At 63.4% G+C, this 12,510-nt stretch carries 10 protein-coding genes; 3 read left to right on the top strand and 7 right to left on the bottom strand.

What is annotated here, in order from left to right; all coding sequences use genetic code 11:
* Nucleotides 1-24: 24 nt before the first annotated feature.
* Both msrB and msrA read left to right on the top strand, forming a co-directional pair.
* Nucleotides 25-474 carry a peptide-methionine (R)-S-oxide reductase MsrB gene (msrB, locus tag MB818_RS14455; protein ID WP_234139948.1) on the top strand — a complete coding sequence of 150 codons (450 nt, stop codon included), beginning with the start codon at nt 25-27 and terminating at the stop codon, nt 472-474.
* The gene (gene msrA, locus MB818_RS14450) at nt 471-983 is read left to right on the top strand and encodes a peptide-methionine (S)-S-oxide reductase MsrA (protein ID WP_234163566.1); all 513 of its coding nucleotides are present in this window, start codon (nt 471-473) and stop codon (nt 981-983) included. Before msrB ends, msrA begins: the two co-directional genes overlap by 4 nt.
* Nucleotides 984-1,022: 39 nt before the next feature.
* Here the strand turns inward: msrA and MB818_RS14445 are convergent, their stop codons facing one another.
* The 3 genes from MB818_RS14445 to fzlA all read right to left on the bottom strand — a co-directional run bounded on the left by MB818_RS14445 (nt 1,023) and on the right by fzlA (nt 4,869).
* Complete coding sequence (locus MB818_RS14445; RefSeq protein ID WP_234139950.1) at nt 1,023-3,026, bottom strand: hydantoinase/oxoprolinase N-terminal domain-containing protein; 2,004 nt, start codon at nt 3,024-3,026, stop codon at nt 1,023-1,025.
* Between the two features lie 73 nt (nt 3,027-3,099).
* On the bottom strand, nt 3,100-4,131 hold the full coding sequence (gene queG / locus MB818_RS14440) for a tRNA epoxyqueuosine(34) reductase QueG (protein WP_238905537.1): 1,032 nt from the start codon (nt 4,129-4,131) through the stop codon (nt 3,100-3,102).
* A 72-nt stretch (nt 4,132-4,203) separates the two neighbouring features.
* On the bottom strand, nt 4,204-4,869 hold the full coding sequence (fzlA, locus tag MB818_RS14435; RefSeq protein ID WP_234139952.1) for an FtsZ-binding protein FzlA: 666 nt from the start codon (nt 4,867-4,869) through the stop codon (nt 4,204-4,206).
* Nucleotides 4,870-5,052: 183 nt separating this feature from the next.
* Here fzlA and MB818_RS14430 point away from each other — a divergent pair, with 183 nt between their 5' ends.
* Nucleotides 5,053-5,538 (top strand): GNAT family N-acetyltransferase, encoded by a 486-nt coding sequence (locus MB818_RS14430; RefSeq protein WP_238905536.1) that lies wholly within the window; start codon nt 5,053-5,055, stop codon nt 5,536-5,538.
* A 12-nt stretch (nt 5,539-5,550) separates the two neighbouring features.
* Here MB818_RS14430 and mtgA read toward each other — a convergent pair whose 3' ends face one another.
* From mtgA to MB818_RS14410, 4 genes are all read right to left on the bottom strand, one after another.
* Nucleotides 5,551-6,213, bottom strand: a complete 663-nt coding sequence (gene mtgA / locus MB818_RS14425) for a monofunctional biosynthetic peptidoglycan transglycosylase (protein ID WP_439653291.1) — start codon at nt 6,211-6,213, stop codon at nt 5,551-5,553.
* Between the two features lie 119 nt (nt 6,214-6,332).
* A complete protein-coding gene (locus MB818_RS14420) occupies nt 6,333-7,277 on the bottom strand; it encodes a Hint domain-containing protein (RefSeq protein WP_238905535.1) in 945 nt (314 codons plus the stop codon).
* 218 nt (nt 7,278-7,495) lie between these two features.
* On the bottom strand, nt 7,496-12,028 hold the full coding sequence (gene gltB, locus MB818_RS14415; protein ID WP_238905533.1) for a glutamate synthase large subunit: 4,533 nt from the start codon (nt 12,026-12,028) through the stop codon (nt 7,496-7,498).
* On the bottom strand, nt 12,025-12,462 hold the full coding sequence (locus MB818_RS14410; RefSeq protein ID WP_234237693.1) for a GFA family protein: 438 nt from the start codon (nt 12,460-12,462) through the stop codon (nt 12,025-12,027). The genes gltB and MB818_RS14410 overlap by 4 nt, the downstream gene beginning before the upstream one ends.
* Between the last annotated feature and the right edge of the window lie 48 nt (nt 12,463-12,510).

Genomic DNA, 12,510 nt, shown 5'->3' with positions numbered 1-12,510 from the left:
TGAATACCCCTGAACGGAGGCTCCATGACCCGTTACACGAAATCTCCCGAGGCCATCGCCGCGCTAAGCCCCGAAGAATACCATGTCACCCAGCAAAGCGGCACGGAACGTCCCGGTACTGGCAAGCTGCTGCACAACAAGGAACCGGGCATCTATGTCGACATCGTATCGGGCGAACCGCTTTTTGCGTCGTCGGACAAATACGAATCGGGCTGCGGCTGGCCCAGCTTCACCAAGCCGATCGAAACCGCCCATGTGCTGGAATTCGAGGATCGCACCCATGGCATGATCCGCACCGAGGTCCGCTCGAAACATGGGGACAGCCATCTGGGCCATGTCTTTCCCGACGGTCCGCGCGATCGCGGCGGACTGCGCTATTGCATCAACTCGGCCTCGCTCCGTTTTGTCCATCGTGATGACATGGCGGCAGAGGGGTACGCTGACTATCTCGATCAGGTGGAGGATATCGCATGAGCCTTGAACGCGCCGTTCTGGCAGGAGGATGTTTCTGGGGCATGCAGGATCTGATCCGCAAGATGCCCGGGGTGGACCGCACCCGCGTCGGCTATACCGGCGGTGACGTGCCCAACGCCACCTATCGCAATCACGGCACCCACGCCGAGGGAATCGAGATCTGGTTCGATCCGGCGCGCATCTCGTACCGACAATTGCTGGAATTCTTTTTCCAGATCCATGACCCGACCACGGTGAACCGGCAAGGCAACGATCTGGGCACCAGCTATCGCTCGGCCATCTATTACGTGAACGAGGCGCAAAAGGCGGTCGCACTCGACACCATCGCCGATGTCGATGCCTCGGGCCTGTGGCCCGGCAAGGTGGTGACCGAGGTCGAGCCGGTGGGTGACTTCTGGGTGGCCGAAGAGAACCACCAGGACTATCTGGAAAAGCATCCCAACGGCTATACCTGCCACTTCCCCCGCGCCGACTGGGTGTTGCCGAAACGCGCGGATGCCGCGGAATAGAGCCTGATTTTGTCCGGGCGCGCCTGTTGCGCGCCCGGTTCACTCTGCCGCGATACGGGGGCGGCCGCTGGCCTCGACAGTCACCTCGGCCTCGATAAACACCTCGCGCCCTTCGACCGGTACCTGGCGGATGTCGCGGTTCACCAGAATACGGATATCCTCGGCCCCCGCCGCACGCGCGGCCTGCTCTGCTTCTCCCCGCAAAACAGTCTCTAACAAGGTCATGGCCTGCTCGGGATCGCCGAAATCCTGCGGCCCGTCGACCAGATGCACGCGGTAACGCCCCTCGGCGGGGGCTGTCACGCTGCCCGCCCGGCGCAGGGTCACCCGGCCCACCACCGCCCCGATGGCATTAGCCACGCCGCCATGTTCAGGCAGGATCGTGTCGCAGCGCAGCCGCGCGCCCACCGCCGGATAGTAGCTGGCCGCCGACGCCCCCAGCCCCACAACAGGCAGGTTCAGCGCCACATCCAGCGCCAAGAGGCCGCGATGCCCCGACAGCCCCCGGCGGGTCAGAACATGGCGGGCAAGCTGCTCTGGCGGCAGGCCGAAATCAGCGTCCTCTTCGGCAAATGCAGTCTCTAACAAGGTCTGTGCGGTCTGCTCCGTCAACTGGTCGATGATCATCGTTGCCAGTGTTTCGGCATCCTTTGCCAGACGCTCGCCATTGCCGGTTCGCTTACGCGCAAAAAGCTCCATCCCCTTTTGGGCCGCTTCCGCATCCCACGCGTGAAGACGCCCCAACACATGGCTGGCATCCGACGGGGTCAGGCCAGAGACCTGCACGATGCCCCGGTCCACCAGCCGGGTCAGCGCGCCCTGCTCCATCCGCGTCCTGAGCAGATCGGACAGGGGCAAAACCCGAGTGCCCAGCCGGTCGAGCAGCACCGTCTCGCGCGGGCCGATGCCCTCTGCCGGCACCCCCAGAACCCGCCGAACAAACCGGGCGTCATATTCCCCGGTACTGGCCGAGCGCAGCTGCGCGTCCAGCGCCGCATGCACAACCTCGCCCGCCTCTGCCGCGATCAGCGACAAGGGCAGGACCCGGCGCGGACCAAGATGGACACCGCCTTGCAAACCCTCGGTGATCACATGCACCTGGCTGTCCCCACCCAGCCCATAGGTCCGCATCGCCACCGCCTCGACCATGGTGCGGAACCCGCCGACCTGGGCACCAGCCGGGTCGATCTTGGGCCTTCCACCGCGGATCAAGGCCACATCGGTAGTGGTGCCGCCAATGTCCGAGACCAGCGCATTCTCAACCCCGGTCAGCCAGCGCGCGCCCACGATCGAGGCCGCCGGACCGCTGAGGATGGTCTCGATCGGCCGCTCGCGCGCCTGCTCGGCGCTCATCAGCGCGCCATCGCCGCGCACCACCATCATCGGCGCGTCGATGCCGATCTCGACCAGCGTATCCTGCGCCCGGCCGATCAGACGGTCGATCATGCCGATCAGGCGGGCGTTGAGCACCGCCGTGACCGCCCGTTTCGGCCCGTTCAGCTTGGCCGACAGCTGGTGCGAACAGGTCACCGGCGCCCCGGTCGCCTCGGTGATCGCGCGGGCAACCGTCAGTTCGTGTTCGGGGTTGCGAGTGGCAAAAAGGCCCGCCACCGCAAAACCCGAAATCCCCTTGTTAGAGACAAGAAACGACTGCAATGCGCCCAGATCGAGCGGCGCCGCCTCGGAACCGGTATGACTGTGTCCGCCCGCGATCACCAGCGCCGGGTCACCCTTGAGCGCCTCCCGCAGCCCGTGCTTGTCCAGATCACTCTCGCCGAACCCGACATAGACCAGCGCCACGCGCCCGCCCTGCCCCTCTACCAGCGCGTTGGTGGCCAGTGTCGTCGACAGCGAGGCAAGCCCGATATCGCCGGGCGCCACGCCCGCCTGATCCAGCACCGCGCGAATGGCGTTGCCGACCCCGATCGCCAGGTCCGACCGCGTGGTCAGCGCCTTGGCGGTCGCGATCACGTCGCGTTCGTCGCGGATCAGCGCCGCGTCGGTATAGGTTCCGCCCGTATCCACACCCAAGGACAGCGTCATCGGGTCCCCTCCATCCTGTTCGCTTGTGCCTCAATACCGCTTTGCAGCGACATGTCCCGCCTGTTTGCGGCGCTCAGGCCAGCCGCGCCGCCGCCCAGCGCGCCGCGTCCGCCACCGCCGGGTCGGGATCACTGGTCAAACGCTGCGCAACCGGGCGCAAAGCCGGCAGACCGGAATTGCCGATGGCATAGAGCACGTTGCGCACGAACCGGTCGCGTCCGATCCGCTTGATGGGCGATCCCGAGAACATCGCCCGGAACCCGGTATCGTCCAGCCGCGCCAGATCGGCCAGGGCGGGCGCCTCCAGTTCGGGGCGCCCGGCATAGCGCAGGTCGCTCGCGGCCACGGCGAACTTGTTCCATGGGCAGGCCGCCAGACAGTCGTCACAGCCATAGATGCGATTGCCCAACTTGCTGCGCAACTCCTCGTCCACCGGTCCCTTGTGCTCGATGGTCAGATAGGAAATGCAGCGCCGTGCATCAAGCCGGTAGGGCGCCGGAAACGCATCGGTGGGGCAAGCTGTCAGGCAAGCGGTGCAAGAGCCGCAATTGTCGCGCCCGGCCTCATCCACCGGCAGATCAAGCGTGCTGAAAACAGAGCCTAAAAAGGCCCAATTGCCCCAGTCCCGACTGACCAGGTTGGTATGCTTGCCCTGCCAGCCCAGCCCCGCCGCCTGCCCCAGCGCCTTTTCCGGCACCGGAGCGGTGTCGACGAACACCTTGACCTCGCCGCCGCCCGCCTCGATCAGCCAGCGTGCGAGCCGCTTCAACCGCTTCTTGACCAGATCATGGTAGTCCTTGCCCCGCGCATAGACCGAGATCGCGGCACGGTCAGGCTGGCCTATCACCTCCATCGGATCAGTTTCAGGGGTATAGCTTTCGGCGAGCATGATGACCGAACGCGCCTCGGGCCAGAGTGCCGCCGGATCGCCGCGCCATTCCATCCGCTCGGCCATCCAGCCCATCTGCCCGTGGTACCCCGCCCCGACAAAAGCGGCCAGCCGCTCGGGCACCTCCGGCACATCCCAGGGGCGGCAGATGCGGCAGGCCACGAACCCTTCTTCCAGGGCGCGCGCGACCAATCTGTCTTTCAACTCCCCGCTCATGCTTCTTTCTGGTCCAAAATACTCCGGGGGAGGCGCGCCTTGGCGCGACGGGGGCAGCGCCCCCAAACCGGGTCAGAAATCGAGATCCGCATAATGCGGCGGTGGACGGAAACCGGGGATCTGGTCCGCCAGGATCGACCGGAACGAGGGCCGCGATTTTATCTTGGCGTACCAGTCCTTGACCACCTGGCTGCGGTTCCAGTCCACATCCGAGATGTAATCGAGCGAGGACAGATGCGCGGCGGCGGCAAAATCGGCCAGCGTCATCTGATCACCTGCCAGCCAGCGGCGATGATCCAGCAGCCAGCCCATGTAGTCGAGATGATACTTGATCGCCTTGGCCCCGGCCTTGACATTGCGGCTGTCTGGATAGCCCTGCCCGGTCACCTTCTTGTTGACCCTTTCATAGAGCAGGTTCGCGGTCACCTCGTTATGAAACTTGTCGTCGAACCAGCTGACCAAGCGGCGCACCTCGTACCGTCCGTCAACATCCTTGGGCATCAGCGGCGGTTCGGGGCGGGTTTCTTCGATATACTCGCAAATGGCCCCGCTTTCCGCCAACATCTTGCCGTCGAGCTTGATCACCGGCACCTTGCCTGCCGGGTTGCGGCGCAGAAAATCCGGGTCGCCTTCCCAATAGCGTTCCTCGACCAGTTCAACCTCGATCTTCTTTTCGGCCAGCAACAGACGGACCTTGCGGCAGAACGGGGACAGGGGGACGTGAAACAGGCGCGCCATGGGGATCCGGATCAAATGAGGTCTTGCCCGTCAGCAATAGCCCCGGCAGCGGTGCAAGTGCAAGTTCCCCCGGACGAAACAGGCCCTGAAGAGCGGCAGGGCGACACGCAATCGTGACGCTGCGCGGATTGACGCCGACCACTACGCGGGGGCAGATACCGAACCGCTGAACGAGCCCGACCGATGACCGCAACGATCCCTGAGACATTCACCTTTTCACGGCTGTCACAGGTCGACCCCGATCTGATCACCGCCCATATGCGCGATCCGCGTCTGGCTGTTCACATGCCGCTGATGCCTGCCAGCTGGAGCGATGCGCAGACCGCCGGGTTCATCCAGGCAAAGGAGGCCTGTTGGGACCGGGACGGACTGGGCCATTGGGCGTTTTTGCATCAGGGCCGATATGTGGGCTGGGGCGGCTTTCAGCGCGAAGGAGGGGAATGGGATTTCGGCCTGGTCCTCTGTCCCGAGCATTTCGGGCTGGGCCTGCCCATTGCACGCAAGGCACTGGATTTTGCCCATACCGATCCGCGTATTCCCTTCGTTACCTTTCTGCTACCGCCCTCGCGCCGCCATCTGGGCGCACTGCGTCGCCTCGGTGCGCGCCCGATGGGTGAAGTCGATCATGCCGGGCACCGGTTTCTGAAATTCCGCCTCGACACCGCGTGACGCAAACGCGCCCTATTCGAAACAGTCCGCTCGTCCGTCGGCCGCGATGGTTGCCGCGCCATCCATGATCGCCGCCGCGCGCTTGCGCAGCCTGGGTGATGGATCTGACGCGGAACGCTCGCGCGGGTTGGGCAGAACGGCGGCAATCCGCGCCGCCTGCTGCGCCGACAGTTTGTCAGGAGTTACGCCGAAATAGCCCTCGGCCGCCGCCGCCACGCCGAACACGCCCTCGTCCATCTCGGCCACGTTCAGATAAACCTCGACGATGCGGCGCTTGGACCAGGTCAATTCCACCAGCGGCGTGATCGCGGTTTCCAGCGCCTTGCGGATCCAGCTGCGACCCTGCCACAGAAACACGTTCTTCACCACCTGTTGCGACAGGGTCGAAGCGCCACGACCCGACCCTTCGCCAATCGCCGCACGGATCGCATTGACGTCGAACCCCCAATGCAGACAAAAGTTGGCGTCCTCTGCCGCCACAACCGACCGCGCCATCACCGGCGCAATCTGCTCCAGCGGCACCCAGTCGCGCTCCACCTTGCCCAGGCGGCGATACTCGGACCAGATCGTGTGGGTGATCGGCGGATTGATCACCGAAAAGAGCAGCACCAACGCCATCAGCAGCGCAAACCCGGCCAGAAACACGCGGCCAACCCAGCGCAGCGCCCATTTCATGGGCTTTCTCTCGCTCTTGGCCTTACGGGCCTTTTTGTTTCTGGAATTCGCAGTCCGCTTGGCCATGAACGCCTTTTAGCGCAGTTCCGTGTCGATCTGAACGCACAAAGCCATCATGCTCATGCCGCCGACAAGAAATGTGCCTCCGAGGACTTGGCCACCCGTCTGGCGGTCTGCCACCCATGCCCTTCGGGGACCGAAAGATCAGGGAACAGGGACGCTTCGGCGGTTTCATCGGCTGAGCCCATCAAGTCTTCGAAAGCACCCGGGAAATAGCTCTCTGTCGGTGTGCCCTCGGAGAACACGATTTCATGGCGGGCCAGCAGCAGGTGATAATATGTGACCTTGTGGCGTGGGACGATGCGAATCGTGCTGTCATTGACCAGCAGACGCGCCGGGACGAACACCTCGCTGTCGCCGCAGGCCAGTTCTGCCCGCCAGCCGGTGATCAGCATCCTGTGTTGCTGACTGACATAGAGATCACGGTAATTGCCCAGCACACCGGCCTTGAACAGAACAGGTGCCAGGGCCCCGTCACCGCGAACGGTTGCCTTTGCCAATTGCAGCAGCGGCTGAAAGCCGCTGTCCACCGTTCTCACCAGATCGCCGGGGCGCAGGGTCTCAACCGGAATCGGGCCACTTTCGATCTCGATCAGCGTCCCGGCCGCAAAACACGCAAACCCAGGAAACCAGTTGGGCGAGGTTGTATCCAGCGTGCCGATGGTCAGTTGCGTATTGCCGTTCTGAAGATCCGGCAGATCATCGAAATCGGCATTCATGTCCATGGCCACGGTCATGAAATTGCCGTCGCCCAGATCGATCCGGATGAACGAGGCCCGCTGACCGGGATCGCCGCGAACGTCTCCGACCCCAAGATATTGATAGGTCAAAAGTGTCGTTCCGCCGTCGAAAGACACGTATTCCCCCGATAGCGGATCATTCAACTGCGTGTCGACGTCGACAAAAGTCAAAACGCTTGTCGAGTTGTTCACGATGTTGATTGTACCGTCGTCAATGAACGGATCACCGTTCACGTTCTGCGCGATCAACGTGATATTCGCCATTTTCACCCTGCCCGTTTTCCGGGTCTGTTCACCACACGCCAAAGCGCGGGTCTGCCTCGCAAATCAGAATAAGGTGAAAATAAGGCGGAAATGTGTCCTGGCGCCCAAAGTGTTAACGCCGGCATCCGGCGCCGACGAAAACGACCGGGCTGCGCCCACAGCCCGGTCGAAGGTCTTTGGTGCAGCAGGCCGTCCGTCGGACGCCCGTGCCATGCTGTTTATTCGGCCGGCATTGCCAATGACTCGTGGCTGAGCGGATGAGGCAGCTTGTTCAGCATCTCCTTGGGGCAAACCTGAAGGAAATTGCCCTTCTCGCTATCCCAATGTTGCAGAATATGAGCCGCCTTCGCGCTGCGGGTTTCTTCTGCGTGACGCTCGATCAGCGCTTTCAGTTGCGCCTCCCAGTGGGTCACTGTCACCGGGCATGTCACCAGCGTTTCCATGTTCATCAGCAGCTGGGCCTTGCTGTCGGGGTCATAGAGATAGGCCATGCCCCCGGTCATCCCGGCGCCAAAGTTGGCACCGATGCCGCCCAGGATCACCGCGACACCGCCGGTCATGTATTCACAGCCATTGGTGCCACATCCCTCGATCACCACCTTGGCGCCCGAGTTGCGCACGGCAAACCGCTCGCCCGCACGACCCGCCGCAAAGAGATACCCATCGGTCGCGCCGTACAGCACGGTGTTGCCGATGATCGTGTTCTCGTCTGCCTTGAGCGGGCTGATCTGCGGCTGGCGCACCACGATAGTGCCGCCCGACAGACCCTTGCCGACATAGTCGTTTGCATCGCCCGAGACCTCGATCTTGAGGCCCGGCGCCGCGAAGGCACCCAGCGACTGGCCCGCCGAGCCGCGCAGTTTGACATGCAGGTGGTCGGGTTGCAGATCGTTGCGCATGCCGAACCGCTTGACGATATGGCTCGACACGCGGGTGCCGACTGTCCGGTGCGTGTTCTGCACCGAATAGCTCAGCTGCATCTTCTCGCCATCCTCCAGGAAGCGCGCGGCATCGCGCACGATCTCGGCATCAAGCGTGTCGGGCACCGCATTGCGCGGTTTGCTGCGGTCATAGACGATCTCGGACGCGCCATCGACGGTGATCAACAGCGGGTTCAGGTCCAGATCGTCCAGATGTGCCGAACCACGCGAGACCTGCGCCAGCAGGTCGGCACGCCCGATCACCTCGTCAAGGCTCCGCGCCCCGATCGAGGCGAGGATTTCGCGCACTTCCTGGGCATAGAAGGTGATCAGGTTCACCACCTTGTCGGCATTGCCGGTGAACTTGGCGCGCAGGGATTCGTCCTGGGTGCAGACGCCCACCGGACAGGTGTTCGACTGGCACTGACGCACCATGATACAGCCCATCGCGATCAGCGCAGCGGTGCCGATACCGTATTCCTCGGCCCCCATCATCGCGGCCATGACAATGTCGCGCCCGGTGCGCAGACCGCCATCGGTACGCAACGTGATCCGGTCGCGCAGATTGTTCATCGACAGGACCTGATGCGCCTCGGTCAGGCCCATCTCCCATGGCAGGCCCGCGAACTTGATCGAGGTGGCCGGTGATGCACCGGTGCCGCCATTGCCGCCCGAGATCAGGATGATGTCGGCCTTGGCCTTGGCCACGCCGGCGGCGATGGTGCCGACCCCGGACGAGGCCACCAGCTTGACCGTCACCTTGGCGCGCGGGTTGATCTGTTTCAGGTCATAGATCAGTTGCGCCAGATCCTCGATGGAATAGATATCGTGGTGCGGTGGCGGCGAAATCAGCGTCACGCCCTTGGTCGAATGGCGCAGCCGCGCGATCAGGTCAGTGACCTTCATGCCGGGCAACTGACCACCCTCGCCGGGCTTGGCCCCCTGCGCGACCTTGATCTCCAGCTCTTCGCAATGGTTGAGGTATTCGGCGGTCACGCCAAAGCGGCCCGATGCCACCTGCTTGATCTTGGCGGACGGATTGTCACCGTTGGACTCGGGCACGAAATGCGCCGGATCCTCGCCACCCTCGCCGCTGTCCGATTTGGCACCGATCCGGTTCATCGCCACGTTCAGCGTCTTGTGCGCCTCGGGGCTGAGCGCGCCCAGCGACATGCCCGGCGTCACGAACCGCTTGCGGATCGAGGTGATGCTTTCGACCTCTTCGATCGGCACCGGCTTGCCCAGCGGCTTGATGTCCAGCAGGTCGCGCAGGTGGATCGGCGGATTGCTCTGCATCTTGGCCGAATACTGCTTCCACAGCTCGTAAGAGGCGCGGTTGCAGGCCATCTGCATCATGTGCATCGAGGTCGCTTCCCAAGCATGGGTCTCGCCCGACTTGCGCGCCTTGTAGAACCCGCCGATGGGCAGCACGTCCAGACCGCTGTCCCAACCCTTGGCATGGATCTCTTCGGCCTTGGTCTGGATGCCCTTGATGCCGATGCCCGAAATACGACTGGTCATGCCGGGGAAATACTCGGCCACCATGGCACGGCTTAGGCCCACGGCCTCGAAGTTCAGACCACCGCGATAGGACGACACGACCGAGATCCCCATCTTGGCCATGATCTTGAGCAGACCCTGGTCAATCGCCTCGCGATAGCGCGCCATGTTTTCGGTCAAACTGCCATCCAGCAAACCGCGATTGATGCGGTCGGCAATCGAATCCTCGGCCAGATAGGCGTTGACCACGGTCGCACCGCAACCGATCAGCACCGCGAAATAATGCGGGTCGATACATTCCGCCGAACGCACGTTGAGCGAGCAGAAGGTCCTGAGACCCTTGCGCGTCAGGTGGCTGTGCACCGCGCTGGTGGCCAGGATCATCGGCATCGCCACCTTGCCCGGTCCGGAATACTGGTCGGTCAGCAACAGGTGCCCGGCGCCGGAACTGACGGCCTCTTCGGCCTCGGAGCGGATGCGCGCCAGCGCATCGCCCAGCCCGCCCGAGCCTTGGGCAAAGCTACAGTCGATCTCGACCAGCGGCGCATTGAAGTTCTTTTTCAGCGTCTCCCACTGGGCGTTGCCGACAAAGGGGCTCTCGGCCACGATGATCTCGGTCTGGCTGCTATCCTCGTCCAGCACGTTCTTGAGGTTGCCGAACCGCGTCTTCAGGCTCATCACCCGGTATTCGCGCAGGCTGTCGATGGGCGGGTTGGTCACCTGGCTGAAGTTCTGCCGGAAGAAATGGCTGAGCGGACGATACTGTTTCGACAGCACCGCGGCGGGCGTGTCATCGCCCATCGAGGCGAGCGCCTCCTTGCCATCCTCGGCCATGGGCGCAAGGATCTGCTCCAGTTCCTCGATGGTGTAACCGGCCGCGATCTGCCGCTTGCGCAGCTCCTCACCGCTGAACAGCGGCTTCTCCTCGACATCGCCAAGCTGGTCTTCGAGATTGTTGATCTTGCCGACCCAATCACCAAACGGGCGCGAGCCCGCCAGTTTGTCCTTGAGTTCGCGGTCGTGGTAGAGCTTGCCCTTGGCCATGTCGACGGCGATCATCTGGCCCGGACCCAGCGCGCCCTTTTCGACCACGGTTGCCTCGTCGGTGGGCACCATGCCCGCCTCGGACCCTGCGATCAGCAGGCCATCACCGGTCACAACATAGCGCATCGGGCGCAGCCCGTTGCGGTCGAGACCACCACAGACCCAGCGGCCATCGGTCATCGCCAGCGCGGCAGGGCCGTCCCAGGGTTCGATCACCGAGTTGCAATAGGAATACATGTCGACCCAGGCCTGCGGCAGTTCGACCGCCTGCTTGGACCAACTCTCGGGCACCAGCATGGTCTTGGCCATGGGCGCGTTGCGCCCGGCGCGCACCAGCACCTCGAACACCGCGTCCAGCGCCGCCGAATCCGACGACCCACCCGGAACGATGGGTTTGATATCCTCGGCCTTTTCCCCGAAATAGGACGAGGCCATGCGGATTTCGTGGCTCTTCATCCAGTTCAGGTTGCCCTTGAGCGTGTTGATCTCGCCGTTATGGGCCAGCATGCGGAACGGCTGAGCCAGCCACCACTGCGGGAAGGTGTTGGTGGAGTAGCGCTGGTGATAGATGGCAAAGGCGGATTCGAACCGCTCGTCCATCAGGTCGGGATAGAACACCGCCACCTGCTCGGCCAGCATCATGCCCTTGTAGATGATCGACCGGCAGCTGAGCGACGCCAGATAGAGCCCGGCAATACCCGCAGCCTGCGCCGCCTTCTCGATGCGGCGGCGGATGACGTAAAGCTCGCGCTCAAAGGTCTCCTCGTCCACGCACTTGGAGTTCGAGATCAGGATCTGCTCGATCTCGGGCCGGGTTGCGTTGGCCTTTTCGCCCAGGCAGGTTACATCGACGGGCACATGGCGCCAGCCATAGATGAAATAGCCCATCCGCAGGATCTCGGTCTCGACGATGGTCCGGCAGCGTTCCTGCGCGCCGAAATCGGTACGCGGCAGAAAAACCTGGCCCACGGCCACCAGCTCGTTCATGCGCGGCTCGTGGCCAGTGCGCCGGATCTGGTCGTAAAAGAACGGAACCGGGATCTGCACATGAATGCCGGCGCCGTCGCCGGTCTTGCCATCGGCGTCAACCGCGCCACGGTGCCAGACCGCCTTGAGCGCGTCGATCCCGGCCTCGACCACCTTGCGGCTGCGCTTGCCGTTCACCGAAACGACCAGACCCACCCCGCAGGAGGAATGCTCCTCTTCTTCAGAATAGAGACCGTTTTCGGCCATCCACTTGCGCTTGGCTTCTTCGGCCCGCACCCAATCTGCGTCATATTTGGTCATTGGCTGTCTCCTTGATCAGGAAGGGCATACATGGCTTCGACCTCGGCTTGGGTCATCTGCCGGCGCTCGCCCGCGAACGCATAGCCCTCGGGCTTCTTGTCGATATAAAGTTCCAGTTTCAGGGCGTTGCCGCCCGCATTGTCGAACAGGCCGGCCGCCATCTGCGTCTGACCGTGCATCTCTCCGGCCAGCGTGATCCGGTACCACAGCGCCGATCCGCATCTCCCGCAGAACGCGCGCTCGGCCCAGTCGGACGAGCCGTAGACCTTGACCGGACCCAGCGCCGCATAACCCGGTTCGACCGGAAAGCTGACAAAGGCGCTGCTGGTCCAACGGCGGCACATGTCACAGTGACAGGCGCCCAGCGCGTCGCGCGCGGGAGTGGCGGTGATGGTCACCGCGCCGCACATGCATTCTCCGTGAAGTTCCGTCATCGCGGGCCTCGCCAGGTGTCGTGAATGGGTCGCTTCGTTTGCTGCCGC

This window comes from Ruegeria alba, from assembly GCF_022321465.1.
Classification (GTDB): Bacteria; Pseudomonadota; Alphaproteobacteria; order Rhodobacterales; family Rhodobacteraceae; genus Ruegeria_B; species Ruegeria_B alba.
Note: the sequence above shows the minus strand (reverse complement) of the source record. Positions and strands in the feature narration are given on the sequence as shown.